Here is a 20,539-nt window from a genome sequence, read left to right as displayed (position 1 = left end):
GGCGGTTCTCCTCAGAATGAACCCTTCACTCCGAGCAGCGCGCTCGGGCCGTACTCCACCCAGCGGGTGCCGCGGGCGTAGGCGGGCGTGGCGGGACCGTACGCTTCGTTGCGCCACGCAATGCTGGTGGCGTTGCGGATATTGGCGAAGAGCGCGAGACGACGGGTGAGGCGAAACTCGGCGTTGAAGTCGAGGTTCCGGCGCGGGTGAGCGTAGGTGTAGGTGCCGGGGTCCACGTTGGCCCCGCTGATCTGGCCGGCCCGGGTGCGGCCCCGCACATTCCAATTGGCGCGTAACGTGAGGCGCGCGTTGCTGTACGTGACACCGTAATTCATCGAGAGCGGCACGAAGCCGGAGATGCTGTTGGCCGCGCCTCCCTCCACGTGAATCGCGGTACTGTTGAAGTTGAGCAGGACGTTACCCCAACGGGACGGCACCCACGGCAGGCTTTGCCGGTACTCATACTCTAGACCGCTGACCCGGGCCGAGCCGACATTCTGCGTGGTCACGACCTCGTAGTTGTTGAACGACGAGTCGAAGCCCCATTCCTCGAGCTGCGCGGTCGTGACGGGCGAGCGCACGGAGCCGAAGAAATTCTTGATGTCCTTGCGGAACGCACCGAGGGAAATCACGCCGGGCTTGTCGAAGTAGTATTCGAGCCCGACATCGAAGCTGTTCGAATACCAGGGGCTCAGGCCCGTGTTCGTCACCGTGATGGTGGGCACGGTGGTCGTGACCGTCGGATCGGTCGCGGTAATTGAAGGAATGATGCTGGAGAGCTGCGGACGGGTGATGGTCCGGGCGTAACTCGCGCGCACCATCAGTTTTTCCGAGATCAGGTAACTCGTGTTCAGGCTCGGATAAAAATCGCCGTAGTCCCGCTTCGCATGCGATCCGCGCTCCGTGAACTGCAACCGGGCGAGGGCCACGGGGTCGGTCGTAACCCGAACCGGCGTGCCGTTGGCGTTGCGCACGATCTGGCCGCGGGCGTCCTTCTGGTAGGTCTTCGACAGATCGTTGAGCTGGCCCCAGCCCTCGTCGGAGGTGCCCTCGTAGCGCACCCCGCCGACGACCTTCAGCCGGTTCTGCAGCAGGGAAAGATCACCACGCAAGTAACCGGAGACGACGTGCTCGGTGATCTTCTGGGAATTGGCGGCCCGGGAGGAAATCGCGCCCGCTTCGTTGAACGTCCACCATTCGGGATGCGAGCGGAGGAGCGCGTACGATTTGTCCGGTGCGGGGCGCTGCGGCCGGCCGAGGCCAAAGGGCAGGCTGATCTGCGACCAGGACGCAGACGCCAGGTCGTACCGCGCCGCGACATCGTCGGCGGTGTTGGCGATGCGATCCGGTCCGACGAACGTGTACGTGGCGGTCGGGTTCACGACGTCGCGCGACTCACGGCGCCAGTCCGCCCCGACCTTGATGCGCACCGGCATCTGCTGGCCAAACGTGCGCGCCGCGCTCATGCGAGCCGCGGCCGTGCCGTTGCGGTTCTCCTGCGGCGTGTCCATCGTCGCCGTCGTGATCGTGTAGTTTCCAAGATCGCGCCAATCGAAGGGAGCCCCCGTCGCGGTTTGCGCGGTGATGCCACGGGGAATCGAGTTTGAGATCCCAGTGTAGTTGAGGGTGAGGTTCGTCGCGGAGAGATTGATGCTCTTGATCACGCCGTCCCGCTCCGCCTCGACGCGCGACCAGCTCTCGGAAAACGAGACGCCATTCTCGATTTCCCAGACCGGCCCGGCGTGACGGTGCTTGAGCAGCACGGTGTAGCTCGGAGCGATCTTGTCGAAGGTGTTCATCGCATGCGCGATCGACCCGGCACCGGAGGCGCCCTGGACAAACGTGGGACTGTAGGCCGACGGGGCCGCGGCGCGGGCGCCAATCACATTGAAGGTCTGGCCATTTTGATCGACGGTCGCGCGCTGCCAGTTGAGTTGGAGGCCGAGGTTCAGCACGTCCCGCGGCGTCGCTCGCCAGTCGACAGTGGCGCCGAGGGAGCGCCGGATGATCACCTTGGGTCCGTCCTGCAGCGTGACGGTGCCCAGGAACGGCTGATTCGACGGCGCAAGGGTTGAGGCACTCTGCGTGGGTCGCCAGACCGCTGACTCGACGGGCTCGGGGGTGAACTGGCTGGAACTCATCGCGCTGAGGGAAAACCCGAGATTTTTCGAGAGCGGCTTGATGTAGCTCAGATCGAAGCCGGGAAGAACTTTTCGATTATCGCCCCGGGAAAAGGGCGTGCGACCGAGCGAGTAATACTGACCGCCATCCCAATGGCTGAGGTTGGCGCTGACGTTCGTCCGATAGTTAAAACTGGCGCGGGACTGGTCGAAAGCGCTTTTGGAAACGATGTTGATCGAGCCGCCGATCGAATCGGCGCGCGTGTCCGGCAACGGCGACTTGATCACCTCGATGCGAGCCGTGTTGTTGAGGGAGGCCTGGTTGAATTCCGTCTCGCGCCCGGCCGAGGTGGTGCCGCTCGCGATGGGCGCGCCGTCGAAGGAGACCGCCGTGCCGAAGGACGGCAGACCGCGGACGGAAACGTAGCGGGCATCGGCGGCGTTGTAGTCGATCGCGACCCCCGGCATCAGCTTGAGAAACTCGGCCACATTGCCCTCGGGCGAGTCGCCGAATTCGTCCGACGCGATGACATTCTTGAGGTTCGAGGCCGCCCGCCGTTCGTTGATGGCGATGGCGGTGCCGTTCATCTCCCGCTGCGACGCGACCACGAACGAGTCGAGTTTCACCACGGTGTCGCCAGCCAACGTCTCGTTCATCGACAGGCTCATCCCCACGTTGACCACCGTGGGCGCGCCCGCGACGACCGTCACCTGGGTCCCTTGGGCCGGGAAGCCCGACACCGCCACCGTGATCGTGGTCGGGCCAAGGGGAACGCGGTCGAAGCGGAACTCGCCGGACGCATTGGTGCGGACCTCGAGTCCGGTGGCGTCGAGCCTGGCCCGCGCGTTGTTCAGGTAATTTCCATTCACCGCGTTGAACACACGGCCTTCAATCGTCCCGGTGGGCGCCTCCGCTGCAAGCGGGGCGGACGCTGACCCGATAAGGAGGCCGAAGAGCGCGGCGAGAAGCGGACGGGATGGTTTCATGGCTGGGGGTTTGGGCTTGGGCTGGAGTTCCAAAAGCGATGGCCCGTGGGCGGCGAGCCGGTTCACCATCAAGGCCCCTGACTGCGCGTCCTCGGCGACGACCAGTCCGGTGTCGGCGACGAGTCGCGCGAGCGCCTCCCGCACCGTATACTCGCCCCGCACCGGATTGGTCGTCACGCCGCGCACGGCATCGACCAGATACACGACCTGCCGGCCGGACTCTTCCGCGAAGCGTCCCAGCGTGCCCGCCGCATCGCCACCGGCGATGTCGTAGCCCTTGCGCGCAACCTCGCCCGCCTGCACGGGCGCAAGCGCACACGCCAGCGAGCACGCGGCCATTGCCGCCGCCGGGCCATCAGGGATCAGGGGTTTCATCACCAGGAACAGCAGGTACGCCCCGGAGACGCAGTGTCGGACGAAACGGGTTATCCGTGTTCGCATGATTTCTCGCCCAAGGTGGCGAAGATCCTAACGCGCCGTGCGCAAAACCAGGGTCATTTCATCGCGGCGCTCCACCGCGATGGTGCCACTGGACTCGAGCAGGCGCACAAAACCCTCGACGTTGTCGGCGGCGAAAGTCCCGCCCACCGGACGCTCCGCGACCGCGGCATCCCCGAGGACCAGTTGAAGGCGGTTGCGGCGGTTGAACTTTGCGACCACCTCGCGCAACGGCGTTTCGGAGAAGATCAGTCTTCGCTCCTGCCACGAAAGCGCTTCGCGCACTGCATCCGGAGCGATCGTTTCCACGATCGGAACTGCAGCCATGGCGGCTGCTGCCGGACGCACCGGGGATGCGGCAATCGCAGGGATCACCGTGCGCTCGTTGGCGACGAGCAAGGTGCTCGCGACGCGTGGAACAGACGGCGGGACGAGTTCGGAGACAGCGACCTTCCCCTCGGTCACGAGCACCTCGACGCCGTTCGATCCAAGTCGGACGTTGAACGCCGTGCCGACCGCCCGCACGGCCACGCCGAGGGCGGAAACGACAAACGGCCGCGACGCATCGTGCGCGACAGTGAAGTGGGACTCGCCGCGAACGAGCGCGACCCGCCGCTCGCCGGGCCGCAGGTCAACGCGCACCTCGGAGTTGGCGTTGAGCTCAATCACCGAACCATCGACGAGCACGACGCGCTCGTAGCCGCCTGCCGACGTGGCATAAAGCTGAACCGAGGCGGGTGGACGCGGCCATTGCCACCAACCAAAGGCGGCAAGCGCCACGGCTGCGGCCATCGCCAGGAAGACTCTCCTGACGGGCAGAACCCTCGCGGCTACGACCGCACGGGCCTGCACCGGAAACGTCACCACTGGCTGCAATTCGGCGCGCACGCGCGGCAATTGTTCGAGCAGGGCGCACGCCGCCTCCAGCCGCGCCACGGCGGCAGCATGCCGTGGATGGGCGCGACACCAGCGCTCGAAGTCGCGTTTCCGGGCGGAAGAAAAGCCCTCGGCGCGCTCCGTGAGCCAGTCCGCAGCGACTTCCTCGATCGAATCGTCGTGATCCGGCGGTTCGCTCATGGAGAGTCCTTTCCGGTCGCCGCCGGCGGTGTTTCCAGCAGTCCGCGCTGCGCGAAAAACGCGGCACAGCGCCGCATGCCTTTTGCCATGTGCACCTTCACCGTCTCGGTGGAGATACCGAGCTGCGCGCCGATTTCCTTGTAGGTCAGACCGTCGAGATAGCGGAGCATGATCACCTGGCGACAGCGTTCCGGCAGCGCCCGTACGGCATCGGCCAGCACCTCGCGTTCCCTGCTCTCGTCGATCTGCTCACCGACTTCCGGACGGTCCTCCAAGACCGTGAGCTCGACCAGATCCGTAACGGCCTCCGTCGGCTTCGCACCGCGCCGGCGGAAGAGGTCAAAGGCGGCATTGCGTGCAGCGGTGAAGAGAAACGCTTTCGGGTGTCGCACCCCGCCCCGGCTCTTGGCGCGAAGCAGGCGCGTGTACGTTTCCTGCACGAGATCGTCGTGGTCGCCCAAAGTCGGAAACCTCACCTGCAAATAGGCCCGCAGCGCCGGCTCATGAGGCTGAACTTCCTCGGTAAACCAACGGGCGTGTTCAGACGGCAGCATGGGGTGGTGCGGGCGCAATGCATCCGACTCAGGCCCAGACCTGTCGAGGGTATTTTAGCCAACGCCCTCGGGCGGCAGCTATTTTCCAAAGGCAATAACCCAAAGGTCCGACGGCTGCGTCTCTCTGTTTCGATACTTCCCCGCCACCGCGGTACTTTCCTGCGCAGCGCCGCGCCGCTGCAGTCGACGTACCTCGCGATTTCCTGCACCGCGTCCGAATCCGGTGAGCGAGAGGCCAAGGGGCCTCTGCGCCGGCTGAGCACGGATTGTGCTGACTCCCACCCGCATTCCTCCGTCAGCAAAATCCATTGCTCCTATACCCGGTTGCGATTGTCATGCGCCGCCGGCCGGTTCGACCCACCCGAACGCCGGGCTTCGCTTCGCAGTTCCTCCCCTGTACCCGCATGAACTCCACCCGACGTCTGCTTGAACTCGTTTCCACCGTCGCCCGACGACTGGTTCCCACCGCCATCGCACTCGTCGCGTTCGTAGGCGCGCCGCGGGCACTGGCCCAAGCCACCGGCTCAATCTCCGGCCGCGTGCAAAACGAAGCCACGGGCCAGTACCTCAACAACGCGCGCATCACCGTCAAAGGCACCGATCTCACGGCGTTCACCGATGAGACGGGCACGTTTCGACTCGCGGGCGTGCCGAGCGGTACCGCGACCCTCGAGGCATTTTATTCCGGGCTCGATCCGCTGCAGACCACGGTAACCGTGAGCGCCGGCCAGACCATCGAGCGCGAGCTCAATCTCACCAACCGCGCGCTGTACGGCGACAAGTCCGGCGTCGTCAAACTCGACCCGTTCGTCGCTTCCATGTCGAAGCTGACCGAGGGCGAGGCGCTCGCCACCAACGAGCAGCGGTTCGCCGCCAACATCAAGAACGTCGTCGCCACCGACGCCTTCGGCGACGTCATCGAGGGCAACGTGGCCGAGTTCATGCGCTTCCTGCCCGGCATCACGGTCGACTATTCCGACGTGATGCCGCTCGGCGTCTCGGTCCGCGGCTTCGACCCGAACATGACGAACATCACCAGCGACGGCGCGTCCCTGGCCAACGCCTCGCGCAACGCCGCCTCGCGCCAGTTCGATTTCATGCAGGTTTCGATCAACAACATCTCGCGCATCGAGGTGACGAAAGTGCCGACGCCCGCCAATCCCGCGAGCGGCATCTCCGGCTCCGTGAACATGGTCAGCAAAAGCGCCTTCGAGCGCAGCCGGGCGCAGCTCAACTACCGGGTCTTCATCTCCGCGAGCAGCGACGGCATGATGCTGTCGAAACAACCGTTTCCCTACGACACGTGGGAGCGGCGGATCAATCCGGGTTTCGATTTGGACTACACGCTGCCGATCACGAAGAACTTCGGCATCGTGTTCACCGCGCTCCAGTCCAAGGCGTGGAACGAGCAGAACATCTCGCAGATGACGTGGAACACCAACGCGGCCGGCACCGGCGCCACCCCGGCCAAGCCGTATCTACAAACCCACAACATCATCGACGCGCCCAAATGGTACGAGCGCAACTCCACCGGCCTGAAGGCCGACTGGCGCGTCACGCCCAACTCGGTGCTCACCGTGGGGCTGCAGGCGACTTATTACATCGACACGAACGGCAACGTGAACCGCGCCACCAGTGTCGGCACCGTGGCCACGCCCACGACGACACCCGGCGCGGCGCTGACCTTCGGCGATACGTTCGCCCACTCCGGCACCGGCCGCGGCACCGCGAGCTTCGCGTCAAATCTCCTCCACATCGACGCGCGCACGCTCGGCAGCAACGTGCGTTACCGTTATCAAAATTCCGACTGGGTCGTCGACGTGTCCGGCTATGCCTCGACCTCCAAGACCTGGATGCGGCACGTGAGCAAAGGTCATTTCAACACCATCGGCACCGCGCTGCTGAACCCGGCCGGCGTGCGCGTGGACTTCGACGACATCCGGCCGGAAGGTCCGCGCAGCATCCGCGCCTTCGACGCCAACAACCGCGAAATTGATCTCCTCGACCTGCGCAATTTCCGGCTGAACACCGCGACCGACGGCGTGATTCGCAATCACCGCGACGACACGGCCGGCACCGAGGGCAGTGTGAAGCGCAGCATGAAACTCTTCGAGGTCCCCACGTCCGTGCAGGTCGGCGGACTCTTCAAGTCGCAGGATCGCTCCCACCGGCGCAAGAGCCGCGTGTTCACCTATAATCCGGCGAATCCCGCGGACCCGACCTTGGCTCCCTTCGCCATGCAGGTGTACAAAGGCCGCCAGAATTATTTCGACTACGATTACATTCCCTTCCCCTCGCCGAATCGGATGGCGGAGGCGTGGGGAAAAAATCCGGCCCTGTTCACGCAGACCGCCGCCCAGCAGGTGGCCGAGGAGCAGAGTCGCATCGTGGGCTCCGAGAATTTCAAGGAGATCACCACGGCGCTCTACCTGCAGGGCGAGGCGCGGTTCTTCAGCAACAAGCTGCAGGTGCTCACCGGCGTGCGCTTCGAGAAGATTCACGACAAGGCCGCCGGCCCGCTCTTCGAGCCGGGCAACGCTTTTGTCCGCAACTCAAACGGCACCTTCGCCCGCAACGCCGCGGGCCAGCGCATTCGCCGGCCGGAAGCCGGGGCCGCCGGCTCGATGGAAGAACTCCGCCTCACGCGACTTGAATTCGGCCGGACCTACAACGGCGGCTTCGACGGTTACTATCCCAGCCTCCACCTCACCTACAACGTCACCTCCAATTTCCTGGTGCGCGCCGCCTACGCCAAGACGTATGGGAAACCCGACTACATCAATGTCATTCCCAACACGACGATCTCCGAGAGCGACGTCTCGGAAAACGCGGACCCCTCGGTCGTGCGCGGCACCATTACCGTCAGCAATCCGGAGTTGAAACCATGGAAGGCCGACAACTTCGACCTTTCCGCCGAGTACTACACTGACAGCGGCGGCGTGTTCAGCGTCGGCGCCTACCGGAAGAACATTTCGAACTTCCACGATGACATCGTGAAACTGGCGACGGCGGACGACCTGGAACTGCTCGATCTCGATCCCCGCTATGCCGGCTGGGAGTTGCGAACCACGGTCAACGGCGGCGATGCGCGCGTGGACGGCGTCGAGTTCAACGTGCGCCAGTCGCTCGCGCCGCTCGGCGGCTGGGGGAAATATTTCGCCGTCTTCGCCAACGCCACGAAACTCAAGCTGCAGGGCTCGCGGAACGCCGCCTTCACGCGGTTCATTCCCGAAAGCGGCAGCTGGGGCGTCACGATCACGCGAAAGCCCGTTACGTTCATGCTGAAATGGAACGCGCGCGGCGAACAGCGGCAGGCCGCGTCGCCGGCGCAGGGACCGGACGCGTATCTTTACCAGGAGAAGCGCACGACGATGGACGCCAACGTCACGTATCAATTCACCCGCCAGCTGCAGCTGTTCGCGAACGGCCGCAACATCGGCAACGTCCACTACAACCTGCTGCGCTACGGGTCCCAGACGCCTGGATACGCCAAGATCAGCTCGACGAACTCCTACGGCGTGCAATGGGCCTTCGGCCTCAAGGGCACCTTCTGATCCGACCGGATCCGTCCGGCGGGAGGCCGCGTTCCTGTTTCGGCGGACCGCGCTCGAACCTACTTCGCGATCTCGACCTTGGCTTCGCTGGCGACCTCTGCGGCGCCCTTCGACGCCGCCGGCAGGCGCGGTTCTGAAACCTGAAAAGGCGGCAGTTGAATGGCAGGCCGCGTGGCCGGATCCACCGCGATGTAATCCTGGATCCGCTTCGGGGTTGTCGTCACTTCCGGCCGCACAATCCCGAAATACAACGCCGTACTCCCCACGGATAGAATCAACGTCCAGAGTACTTTCGTTTTCATGGCGGCACGTCGCGCACCGTATACGCGACCGCCGCAATCGCCAGCGCGACGATCGGGATGTCGGAACCACGCAGGACAGCTCCCGCGAATCACGCGAATGGGCGCAAATTTCACCGGAAAGATCGAGCCCTGCCTCGCTGCCGGGATGCTCACCGACTGGTGCGGACTGATCCCAAATTCCGCAGTTGGAATTGAACCACGAAGGCACAGAGGCCACGGAGAAAACCGCTTGCGGGAATTACGTTTGGCCAACGGAACTCACCGTCAGGGTGAACGCGTTCTTCATTCGTTTCCATATTTCCCCTCTGTGCTCACTGTGTCTCCGAGGTTCAACTGCGGTTCTTATACCAATCGCTCTTTGCCTTTGGACTTTGGCCGTGGCTACGAGCGCCAGCGAGTGGCCGAACGACCACTCGCTGGCGCTCGTAGCCACGATCGATCCAGAAGTCCAAAAGCAAGGAGCGATTGGTATGAGGCTGATTTGAATTTCGTCTCAGCCGGAACGATGCAGTTGCCCGCGAATCACGCGAATCCACCCGAATGAAAGAGGCTGGATGAGACCGCACACTAAACGGTGCGCTGTGGTTTGGCTGGCCGCCGTTCAAGAATCAGCCTGAAGTTCGCGGTCATTCGCGTGATTCGCGGGAGTCCTTCTGCATGAGTCCGGCCTCCCGCGCGGCCACTGCAGCGTGGGCTGCCGGGGGACTGAAATCCCTCGCGGGGCACTCTTTTCGTTGCGCTCCGCCTGCGCTTTCGCGCCTCTTTCGCAACCGTCCCTCCGCTGCCGCATGTCCCAATCCTCGAACAATCTCGCCGCCTACAGCTGGTCCATCGCCGATCTCCTGCGCGGCGACTTCAAGCAGAGCCAATATGAGTTCATGTCGCAGATCGTGGACTACGACGACCCGAGTCTGGAAAAGCTCAGTCTCTACGGCCGCAATCTGAGTCCGCTGCTGCGCGAGCAACTCCTCGATGACGACGACATCGACCTGAATCACCTTGTCCTCAGCCACTATCGGCTTTCGAAGATCCGTCAGCAGGACCTGCTCCTCAACGAACACCCGGGTGCCTACGGCCTGAAGCCCGGCGAAGGCATGGGCACCGCCAAGGCGCGCGATCCGAAGGAGGAGTTTCTGTCGCAAATCATCGCCCGGTTGAACGAGATCTTCATCACCGATCACCTGACGGACGGCGACCAAGTCACCTATGTTTACGCGGTGCGGGACAAGTTGCGCGAAAACGAACGGGTGATGCACCAGCTCGCGAACAACAGCAACGAACAGGCGTTGCTGGGCGACTTCCCGAAAGCCGTGGACGATGCCATCCTCGACAGCGGCGAGGCGTTCGAAAACCAGAAGCTCCAGTTGCTGTCGGACCCAAAAAAAGCCGCGGCCTTTGCCAGGCTGGTCTTCGATCTCCTGAAGGCGGCGAGTTGAGCCCGCCACCGCCGCGGTCTCCCTACGCAAGAGCGGCGCGGCAGTAGTCGACGCACTTCGCGACCTCCTTCACCGCGTCCGAGCCGGCAGGAATCTTGTACTCGAGCTCGATGTTCGCCGGGAACGTCCACTTCTCCTTCCGCATCAGCTGCAGGATCTCCTTGATGGGCGTCTGGCCCTGGCCCCACGGCAGGTTGCCACCGTCCGCAGTGCGGTCCTTTAGATGCAGGTTCAAGATGCGGTCGTGATATTTTTCGAGGACCGGAATCGGCGACTTGCCCTTCGTGCCGGCAACATAGTGCCCGACGTCGAAGTTAAAGGCGATGTACTGCCCGTATCCGAGTAGTGGATCGAGTTCGTCCACGGTGGGAAAGTTCGCAGTGTGGTTATGGAACCCGACACGAATCCGATGCTTCTCCGCAAACGGCGCGAGGCGCTTCACCATCGGCTCCGAGCGCTCCGTCGTGATGCCTTCGCAGCCCAGCGCTTTCGCGACCGCGAAGTTGAACTCCACTTCCTCGTCCGAGGGGCCGAACGCGATCTTGTGAATGTGGATGTTCACGCCGGCATCGTTGTACAGTTTCCGCAGTTCGCGGCACTTCGCCAGCTGGGCCTCGCGCTGCGCGTCGGTGTAACGAATCGCCGGCCCACCCTGCTTGGCCTTGGCCCCGCTCGGCGCGACGGCGAAACCGGCGAACGTCTGGATCGGTGCGCCCATCAGCTCCACTTCGCTGAGCCCATCCGTGACGAGCGCCTGCAGGAGTTCCTCGGCGCTGGTGAGGGCGCTGCGATAACTGTAGCTGATCGTCCCGATCCGGACGCCATTGAAGACGGAGCGGTTCGCACGCGGCCCGGCGGCCGCGGCGCCGAGTGTACGGGGCAGCATCGCACCGGCGGCGAGCGCGGCCGCGCTCCCCAGGAAGGCGCGACGCGTGGAAAGGACGCTGGAGAAAGCAGAAAAGTTCATGCGGAGGGGTGAAGCCCAAGGCAGAAGGAAAAAGCGCGCGCTGCAAGCCCTCGCCACCACCGAACCGGCACCCGCCAGGAGTGGAGCGACGGCGCAATCAGGTTCGACTTCCCGGCCGGGCTGCCCGTCCTACCCGTCATGCCGCGCCCCTGTCACATCATCCCGCTCGTCGAGCGAACACCCGCGTGGTGGGACTGGCGGCGGGGAGGGATCGGGTCGTCTGACGCCGCCACGCTGCTGGGCGAAAAGCGTTCCCCGTCCGCGGAGCAGCTCTTCCGGGAGAAACTGCACCCGCGCAAGGAGTCGGCCCGCAGCTTCGAGCAAGCCCGGAGCGCGACCCGCGAGCGCCAGGCCCGCGCACTCTACTGCCGCGCAGCCGGCGTCGAGGTCCAACCGGTCTGCGTGCAAAACCTCGCCCGCCCCTGGCAGCGCGCCAGTCTCGACGGACTTTCCGCGGACGGTGAGCGCGCCGTGGAAATCAAGTGCGGTCGGGCCACGTACGCCACGACCGCCGCCCGCCAGCGGCCCGCGCGCCACCACGTTCCCCAACTGCAGCACATTCTCGCCGTCACCGGTCTCTCTGCGATCGACTACTGGTGTCACTGTCCGCCCCACCCGCCGCTCCGGCTGGAAGTGCGACGGGACGAGGCCTACATCGAGCGGCTCCTCGCCGCCGAGGAGGCATTCTGGCAACGCTTCGCCGGCACAGCGTCCGTCGGCGCCGCGATCAATCACGGCGCCGGAGCCTCAAATTTATAGATCTCGAGATAGTCGATGGTGACCAACCGCCGGTTACGCGTGTCATGACGCGGCAGCGGGAACCGTTCCATCCCCACATACGGATACTGCTGTTTCATGCCGGCGAGCCAATGATCGAACGCCGCCTGCTGGAAGTCACCTTTGCCGAGATCACGATAGAGGACACAGCGGAGATAGCGTTGCGCCGGTGGCGGGGCATACGCCGGCCGGGGCTCGCGCACCAGGCGCTGCGGCGAGTAGATGTATTTATTGCAAAGATACATCGCGGACCAGCCGAGATCCTGCCACGTGCGGGGCGAGAAGGAAACGCCCAGATCATCTTTGATGCACACGGTGCGGTCCTCGAAGTTGCCGTCGTGCCAGAGCCAGGTCGCGAGCGCGCGCTGCCGCACGTCGGCCGTCGTCTTGTAGGGCGTCACCACGTCCGAGACGATCGAACCCAGTCCGATGCCGATCAGCAGGACCAGACTGATCACGGCCGCCTTGCTCCAGCGAAGGGACGCTTCCGGTCGACGGAACCGCGCCAGGAGGGACGCAACCCCGATCCCCATCACGACGGAGATCATGGGTGCGGCGTACATCGAGAACTTCACATGGCCTCCATAGGGATAGCGCTGCAGCGCCGCGGCCCCGAGGTGCAGCACCAACGGAAGCAGCAACAGCAGGGCGACAACCGTGCGCCGACTCCGGGCCAGGGCCACCACGCCGGCCACGAGGAGCAGCGCCGTGAGCGTGCTGCCGAAGTTCTTGTCGCCGACCGGGTGCGCGAAGAGCGCTCCCGTGTGGGTGGTGACGAGCCACTTCACGAGGCCGACAAACGACGTCAGGGGCACGAACGCGTCAGCCCAGTATTCGGTCATGAACCCCATTTCCGCCGGCGTCTGCGGCCGTACGGTGGCCAAGTACAGCGCCGCCGCGCCCACGACGAGGGAGGCGTTGCAGGCCAGCCACGCCAGCCAGTGTCGCGCCGCGGGGTGCCGGATCATGACACCGAGGATCAAGAGGCTCGCCGCCGCCGTGGTGAAAAGCGCGGGCAGCGACAGGCCGATCGCAACCGGACTGGCCACGGCGAGCCACCACAACCAGCGGGTTTCCCCGGGGCGGCGCAGCCATTCGGTCACCAGCACAATAACTCCCAGTGATACGAACAGATCGGTGCCGTAGGGCTTGGCCTCCGCCGAATATCGAATCGCCGGATACGACACGGCGAACAGTGCGGTCGCGAAGACGAGGCCCTGCCCGCTCACCAGTCGGCGGGCCAGGTGCACAAAAAGCGCGACGGAGCCCAGGCTGCACCCGAAAGCCGGCAGCCGCAGCGCCAGTTCGTTGAAGCCGAAAACGGACACCACGGCCTTCTCGAGCCAAAGAAACAGGAACGGCGCCACTTGGTGATACTCGAGCGGTTGCAGGAGCCCGAGGAAATCACGCTGATGCAGACTCACGCCCAGGAAACACTCGTCTTCCCAGAGGGGAAAGTGAGCAAAGTAACGCACGCAGCGCGTCGCGACCGCCAGGACGACGAGGCACGGCCACGTGGCCCACCACGGCGACACCCCCGGCTCATCGGGCCCGCCGAGGGGATCGCCCAGCAGATTCAGTGGGGGTTGGTCGCGCACGGAAAACGAGATGCCGCCAGCGTGCCCCGAAGGGCAACCGGCGCAAAGCAGAACCTCCCGGGCCGGGCGGAACGATCCGTGCGACCCGGAGCAACCCGAACCTTCGTCTCATACCAATCGCCCTTTGCCTTTGGACTTTAGCCGTGGCTACGAGCGCCAGCGAGTGGCCGAACGGCCACTCGCTGGCGCTCGTAGCCACGATCGATCCAGAAGTCCAAAAGCAAGGAGCGATTGGTATCAGGTTTGCTCAGGTTCGGTTTAGAACGACCACTCGACGCCGGCGAAGCCACCCCGGCCGAGCGCGGGATAGCCGTTCACCTCCTCGAACGATTCATCGAGGAGATTCTCGAGGCGCGCCTTGAGCGTGAGGCGCGGCGCGATCCGCCAGGCGCCATAGACGCGCACGACGGAATAGTCCTCGCCATCGACCGTGCGAAAGGTGCGCGCATGCACGTCCTCGCGTTGCGCGACGAAGCTCGCCCCGATGCCGCCGGTGACGCCCCGACCGAAGTCGTGCCGGAGATCCGCGCCGACGCGATGACGCGGCCGGCGGAGGAGGCGCGTTCCGGCGGTGAGATTCTGCGCTTCGAGATACGTGTAGTTCGCGCGCAATTCCAGCGCGGGTCGCAACGACGCCGTCGCCGACACCTCCGCGCCCCGCGTGCGCGCCCGCTGGATGTTTTCCACGCTGCGGAAACTCGGCGTGCTCGCGATCAAGTTGGTGAAGTCCGTTTCGAACCAAGTCGCGCTGAGCGTGCCGCGCCGCTGCGCAAAATAGTAGTCCGCCCCCGCATCCCAGCCCCGCGCCCTCTCGGGTCGCAGGTTGGGATTGCCGACGTAGAACGCACTCTGGCCATAAAGATCCAGGAAGCTCGGCGAACGAAAAGCCGTGCCGTAGCTGGAGCGCAGCTTGAGCGCGCGATTCGCCGTCAGCCACGCCGCCGTCGCCCGCCCGGTCGTGGCCCGACCGAAGGTATCGAAATCGTCGTTACGCAGTCCTGCGGTGAGCGCGACGCCGTGCGCCAGCGTCATCTCATCCTGCGCAAACAGCGCGAGCAGCGTCTGCTTCCGGTTGATGTCACCGAAGCCGGTGTTGCGGGTGTGGTTCGCCTCCGCGGTCAGTCCGGCCGTGAGGCGGTGCCGTTCCACGCCGCGGTACGACGTCTGCGCGTCGAGGACGCCGCGGCGGTTTTTCACCACGGTGACCTGCGTGGCGCGTCCCGCTCGCGGGTTCTCCGACACGAAGCGGCGATCCTGGCCGCCGAGCAGGACGTGTGCACTCCAGTCGGGCGCGAGCGTGACGGTGGCAAAGGCGGTCGTCAGGAGATTCGACTCGCGCGACTGATTGTCCGGGTCGTTGGTGTAGCGATCGCCCGGATCGCCGTAGACGCCATGAAACCACCGCAGCGTACCACCGATGGCGATACGCTCGCTCACCGTGCGATCGAGCCGCAGCGTGACGTTGGCGGAGTCAAAGGCGTTGTTGTCACGCTCATTGTCCGTGTGGCCGCCCTGCCCGGAGAAATTCCACGCAGTGGCGCCGCGTTCGCCCTGCGCATGCAGCGCGCCCTGCACGGTGCCAAAGCTGCCCGCTTCAAACGACGTCCGCCCGCCCGCCGGACCCGACCCGCGCTCGGCCCGCAGCGACACCACGCCACCGATGGCCTCGCCGCCGTAGAGCGTGCTCTGCGGTCCGTGTGCGATCTCGAGGCTGTCGCAGGCGCTCACGCACGAGCCGCCCAGAAACACCGCATAATCGGTGTTCGGATCGTTGAGCCGCAGGCCGTCGACGAGAAACAGCGTTTGATTGGAGTTCGCGCCGCGCAGGAACAGCGACGTCGTCGCCCCCATGGCGCCCGAGGCAAACAGCGGCGTGCCGGCGTTCCCGCCGAGCGCCCCGTTCAGCGTTGTGACCTGGCGTCGCGCCATTTCCGCGGCGCTCAGCACGTCCACCACGCTCCCCACGGTCTTCGGGTCCGCGGCGGTGCGCGTGGCGGTTGTGACGTACGGATCGAGCTGGGCCGGGACGGTCGGCGCCGGCGTTTGGGCCGCGACGCGCAGGGCGTTCGCGATCAGGCACGCAGCCGCGAGGTAAACGCGGCTGCTGGCGGTGAATGGGTTCATGGGAGTCTGACTTTGCTTTGCGCTCAGAGCAGAACCTCCCGTAGGGCAAGGCCGCCACTCTCACGCTTCATGGATGCGATGAAGGATGCGTACAAACCGCACCCAGAACGGAGGCGATCGCACGCGTGAGGATTTCCGGGGCAGATGTTCGGACTCCGCATGTCCGCGCGCGGAGAAGGTCGTAAACAACCTCCCTGATCCGCGCGCTGCCTCGCCCCTCGCCTTCACCTTCGGACGAATCCGTCGATTGACTTTAAACACACCGACGACCCTGCCGCACCTCATGATGACAAGCCCCGACATCCCACTCATCTGCCCCGCAAGGGACAGACTGCGTTCGGATTTCAGGACCCATGCTGGGTGCACGCCGCAGACCCGCCAGCGCGCCTTGGGGTCTGTAATGCGTAACCGCAGCGCAACTGTGGCCGGCTTTCACGGCCTTCCCTGCTGACCGGAACCAACAAAGAACAACCGACGCCGCACGCCACGCCCTCCCGTCACATACCGCAAGCGCAATCTCTGTCACACGCATCAACAGATTCCCATGCGTAGATATGTCACTTGCCAACCTCTGTCGCCACCCTACCGTCCCTCCCTGATGAATTCGGCTTCCACTCGTCCTTCCGCCGCACCTGCCGCCGACACCACCGCCCGCGCCGATGCCTTCCGCCGGCTCTTCGCGGCGAGGATCGCCGTGCTGGATGGCGCGATGGGGTCCATGATTCAGACCTACGACCTGAGCGAGGCGGACTTCCGGGGCGAACGCTTCAAGTCGCACCCGCACGATCTCAAGGGCAACAACGACCTGCTCGGCCTGACGCGGCCGGACGTGATCGAAAAAATCCACCGCGAGTATTTTGCCGCAGGCTCGGACATCGTGGAGACCAACACCTTCAGCAGCACGTCGATCGCGATGGCGGACTACCACTGCGAGCCGTTCGTCCGCGAAATCAATCTCGCCGCCGTCGCCTGCGCGCGCCGCGCGGCCCAAGCGGCCGAAGCGGCCACGCCGGGCCGCACGTGCTTCGTCGCCGGCGCCATCGGTCCGCTCAACCGCACGCTCTCGATGTCCCCCGACGTCAACCGGCCCGACTACCGGGCGGTGACATGGGAACAGGTCGTCGGCGCGTACACCGAGCAGATCATCGCGTTGCTGGACGGCGGCGTCGACGCCCTGCTGGTCGAGACGATCTTCGATACGCTCAACGCCAAGGCCGCGCTCTTCGCGATCGAGAACGTCTTCGATCAGCGCGGCGCCGCCTCCCGCATCCCGGTCATGATCAGCGTGACCATCACCGACGCCTCCGGCCGCACATTGTCGGGCCAGACGATCGGCGCGTTCTACAACAGCGTCACGCACGCCAGGCCGTTTTCCATCGGCATCAATTGCGCGCTCGGCGGCGCGGCCATGCGGCCGTACGTCGAGGAACTGGCCCGCATCGCCGACTGTTACGTGTCCTGCTATCCGAACGCCGGCCTGCCGAATGCGTTTGGTGGCTACGATGAGACGCCGGCCGACATGGCCCGCGTGCTCGGAGAGTTTGCCGCGAATGGCTGGCTCAACCTCGTCGGCGGTTGCTGCGGCTCGACCCCCGCCCACATCGCCGCCATCGCCCAAGCCGTGCGCGGTGTCGCGCCGCGAATGCTGCCGCAAGCCGCCCAGGCCCTGCGCCTGAGCGGACTCGAGCCCCTCGTCGTCGCCTGAACGCCCCTTCCCTTTCGTGAGCAAATCTTCCGCCGCTTCCACGTTCCTCGTCATTGGCGAACGGACCAACATCACCGGCTCGCCCAAGTTTTCGAAGGCCCTGAAGGCCGGCGACTGGGATGCTTGCCTGGCCATCGCGCGTCAGCAGGTGGAGAGCGGCGCCAACGTCCTCGACATCAATGTCGACGAGGCGCTCATCGACGGCGAGGCGACGATGGTGAAGTTTCTCAACCTGATCGCCGCCGAGCCCGAGATCTGCCGCGTGCCGATCATGGTCGATTCGTCGAAGTGGACCGTGCTCGAAAAGGGCCTGCAGTGTCTGCAGGGCAAGGGCATCGTGAACTCGATCTCGCTCAAGGACGGCGAGGCGGAGTTCCTGCGCCGCGCCCGCCTCGTGCGCCGCTACGGAGCCGCCGCCGTAGTCATGGCGTTCGACGAACAGGGTCAGGCCGCCACGCGCGACGAAAAGGTCCGCATCTGCACCCGCGCGTACAAGTTGCTGACCGAGACGATCGGGTTCCCCGCCGAAGACATCATCTTCGATCCGAACATTCTCACCGTCGCGACCGGCATCGAGGAGCATAACAACTACGCCGTCGATTTCTTCGAGGCCACCGCGATCATCAAGCGCACGCTCCCGCACGCCAAGATCAGCGGCGGCGTATCCAATGTTTCCTTCTCGTTCCGCGGCAACAACCCGGTGCGCGAGGCGATGCACACGGCGTTCCTCTACCATGCGATCCGCGAAGGCATGGACATGGCGATCGTGAACGCCGGCATGCTCGGCGTGTATCAGGAAATCCCGAAGGACCTGCTCGAGCGCGTCGAAGACGTGCTCCTGAACCGCCGGCCCGATGCCACCGAGCGGCTGGTGAAATTCGCGGACGATCTCAAGGCCCAGCAGGGCGGCGCGTCGAAGACCGAAATCAAGGAGGACCTGGCGTGGCGCAACGCCTCGGTTGAGGAACGCCTCAAGCACGCCCTCGTGAAAGGCATCGACGCCTTCGTCGACCTCGACACCGAGGAGGCCCGCAAGAAATATGCCCGCCCGCTCGAGATCATCGAGGGGCCGTTGATGGACGGCATGCGTGTCGTCGGCGATCTGTTCGGCGCCGGCAAAATGTTTCTGCCCCAGGTGGTGAAGTCGGCGCGCGTGATGAAGAAATCCGTCGCCTACCTGACGCCCTACATGGAAGAGGAGAAGCGCCGGCTCGTCGCCGGTGGCGGCACGGCCAAGCCGAACGGCCGCGTGCTCATGGCGACGGTCAAGGGCGACGTGCACGACATCGGCAAGAACATCGTCGGCGTCGTCCTCGCGTGTAACAACTATGAGGTGACGGATCTCGGCGTGATGGTGCCGGCGGAGAAGATCCTCGCGACGGCGCGCGAAAAGCAGGTCGACGTCATCGGGCTGTCAGGACTCATCACGCCGTCATTGGACGAGATGGTTTCGGTCGCGCGCGAGATGACGCGCCAGAAGTTCGAGGTGCCGTTGCTGATCGGCGGCGCCACCACGAGCGCGGCCCACACGGCGGTGAAGGTCGCGCCGGAATACGCTCACGGCGTGATTCACGTGCTCGACGCCTCGCGCGTCGTCAACGTCGTCAGCTCGCTGCTATCGGCGCAGCAGAAGCCGGCGTTCATGGCTGAAATCAGCGAGAAGCAGGAGCGGCAGCGCGTGGAGTTCGCCGAGCGGCAGAACAAGCGCCCCGTCCTCCCGCTCGCGCAGGCGCGGGAGCGGCGGCAAACCTTCGATTGGAGCACGGTGGATATTCCGCGGCCGGAGTTCCTCGGCGCGCGCACGTTCAACCCGGTCGCGCTGGACGAGATCGTTCCCTTCATCGACTGGGGCCCGTTCTTCAGCGCGTGGGAATTGCACGGCCGCTTCCCGGACATTCTCAAGGACAACGTCGTCGGCGTGGAGGCCACCAAGCTGTTCAACGATGCGCAGGTGTTGCTGGCCCGCATCGTGGCGGAGAAACGCTTCACGGCGAAAGCCGTGCTCGCCTTCTGGCCGGCCAACGCGGTCGGCGACAGCATCGAAGTCTACTCGAACGAAGCGCGCGACGGCGTGCTCGCCCGGTTCCACTGCCTGCGCCAGCAGCTCGAGAAACCGGCCAGCCAGTTCAACCACTGTCTCGCCGACTTCATTGCGCCGCGCGAGTCCGGCCGGATCGATTACGTCGGCGGATTTGCGGTGACCGCCGGTCACGGCGTCGAGGCGCTCGCGGCCGAGTTCAAGGCCGTCCACGACGACTACTCCGCGATCATGGCGCAGGCGCTGGGCGATCGCTTGGCCGAGGCACTGGCGGAACTCATGCACAAGAAGGCACGCGATTTCTCCGGTTTCGGGCGGACGGAAAATCTCTCGATGCCCGATATGATCCGGGAAAAGTACCGCGGCGTGCGCCCGGCTCCCGGTTATCCGGCGTGCCCGGACCACACCGAGAAGCAGACGCTGTTCTCGCTGCTGGAGGCGCCGGCGGCGACGGGCATCACGCTCACGGAGAGCTGCGCGATGCATCCGGCGAGCAGCGTGAGCGGGGTCTATTTCAATCATCCGGAGGCGAAGTATTTCGCCGTCGGAAAAATCGGACGCGACCAGGTGGAAGACTACGCCGCGCGCAAGACGATGCCGGTGACAGAGGTCGAACGCTGGCTGGGGCCGTATCTGGATTACCGTCCCGCCTGACCCAACCTCGGAGATATTCCGATGGGGCCGGTGGAACCAGTTGGAGCGTGAGGTTAAACGGAATTCGCACGGCTCGTTCCGTGACTTCAGCCCCGCGCGCGTCGAGGTATCCGCCGGGGAATTATACCAATCGCTCTTTGCCTTTGGCCTTCAGCCGTGGCTACGAGCGCCAGCGAGTGGTCGTTCGGCCACTCGCTGGCGCTCGTAG

The 20,539-nt window shown here is 64.9% G+C and carries 9 protein-coding genes and 2 pseudogenes; 4 read left to right on the top strand and 7 right to left on the bottom strand.

Going from position 1 to position 20,539, the window contains the following annotated elements; translation table 11 throughout:
• Nucleotides 1-11: 11 nt before the first annotated feature.
• The 3 genes from ACLJEU_RS02680 to ACLJEU_RS02670 form a co-directional block, all read right to left on the bottom strand.
• Entirely contained in the window at nucleotides 12-3,482 is a 3,471-nt protein-coding gene (locus ACLJEU_RS02680; protein ID WP_414664465.1) for a TonB-dependent receptor domain-containing protein, read from the bottom strand.
• 93 nt (nucleotides 3,483-3,575) lie between these two features.
• Nucleotides 3,576-4,622 carry a FecR family protein gene (locus ACLJEU_RS02675; protein WP_414664464.1) on the bottom strand — a complete coding sequence of 349 codons (1,047 nt, stop codon included), beginning with the start codon at nucleotides 4,620-4,622 and terminating at the stop codon, nucleotides 3,576-3,578.
• Nucleotides 4,619-5,194 (bottom strand): RNA polymerase sigma factor, encoded by a 576-nt coding sequence (locus ACLJEU_RS02670; RefSeq protein ID WP_414664463.1) that lies wholly within the window; start codon nucleotides 5,192-5,194, stop codon nucleotides 4,619-4,621. The genes ACLJEU_RS02675 and ACLJEU_RS02670 overlap by 4 nt, the downstream gene beginning before the upstream one ends.
• Nucleotides 5,195-5,580: 386 nt before the next feature.
• Between ACLJEU_RS02670 and ACLJEU_RS02665 the strand changes: the two genes are divergently transcribed.
• Nucleotides 5,581-8,730 (top strand): TonB-dependent receptor domain-containing protein, encoded by a 3,150-nt coding sequence (locus ACLJEU_RS02665; protein WP_414664462.1) that lies wholly within the window; start codon nucleotides 5,581-5,583, stop codon nucleotides 8,728-8,730.
• A gap of 59 nt (nucleotides 8,731-8,789) precedes the next feature.
• On the opposite strand, the gene ACLJEU_RS02660 is transcribed toward ACLJEU_RS02665, so the two are convergent.
• On the bottom strand, nucleotides 8,790-9,032 hold the full coding sequence (locus ACLJEU_RS02660; protein ID WP_414664461.1) for a hypothetical protein: 243 nt from the start codon (nucleotides 9,030-9,032) through the stop codon (nucleotides 8,790-8,792).
• A gap of 869 nt (nucleotides 9,033-9,901) precedes the next feature.
• Here ACLJEU_RS02660 and ACLJEU_RS02655 point away from each other — a divergent pair.
• Nucleotides 9,902-10,468 (top strand): annotated as a pseudogene (locus ACLJEU_RS02655) (type I restriction endonuclease subunit R); the annotation flags it as partial.
• A gap of 22 nt (nucleotides 10,469-10,490) precedes the next feature.
• Here the strand turns inward: ACLJEU_RS02655 and ACLJEU_RS02650 are convergent.
• On the bottom strand, nucleotides 10,491-11,435 hold the full coding sequence (locus tag ACLJEU_RS02650; protein WP_414664460.1) for a sugar phosphate isomerase/epimerase family protein: 945 nt from the start codon (nucleotides 11,433-11,435) through the stop codon (nucleotides 10,491-10,493).
• Between the two features lie 138 nt (nucleotides 11,436-11,573).
• On the opposite strand from ACLJEU_RS02650, the gene ACLJEU_RS02645 reads away from it, so the two are divergent.
• Nucleotides 11,574-12,194, top strand: coding sequence for a lambda-exonuclease family protein (locus ACLJEU_RS02645; RefSeq protein WP_414664459.1), 621 nt, complete (start codon nucleotides 11,574-11,576; stop codon nucleotides 12,192-12,194).
• Here the strand turns inward: ACLJEU_RS02645 and ACLJEU_RS02640 are convergent.
• Complete coding sequence (locus ACLJEU_RS02640) at nucleotides 12,167-13,810, bottom strand: glycosyltransferase family 39 protein (protein WP_414664458.1); 1,644 nt, start codon at nucleotides 13,808-13,810, stop codon at nucleotides 12,167-12,169. The genes ACLJEU_RS02645 and ACLJEU_RS02640 overlap by 28 nt on opposite strands.
• 258 nt (nucleotides 13,811-14,068) lie before the next feature.
• Nucleotides 14,069-15,934, bottom strand: coding sequence for a TonB-dependent receptor plug domain-containing protein (locus ACLJEU_RS02635; protein WP_414664457.1), 1,866 nt, complete (start codon nucleotides 15,932-15,934; stop codon nucleotides 14,069-14,071).
• 598 nt (nucleotides 15,935-16,532) lie between these two features.
• On the opposite strand from ACLJEU_RS02635, the pseudogene metH reads away from it, so the two are divergent.
• A pseudogene (gene metH / locus ACLJEU_RS02630) lies at nucleotides 16,533-20,331 on the top strand (methionine synthase).
• Nucleotides 20,332-20,539 lie beyond the last annotated feature (208 nt).

Origin of the sequence: Terrisphaera buseokensis, assembly GCF_047521145.2 — a bacterium.
Lineage (GTDB): Bacteria > Verrucomicrobiota > Verrucomicrobiia > Opitutales > Opitutaceae > ER46.
Note: the sequence above shows the minus strand (reverse complement) of the source record. Positions and strands in the feature narration are given on the sequence as shown.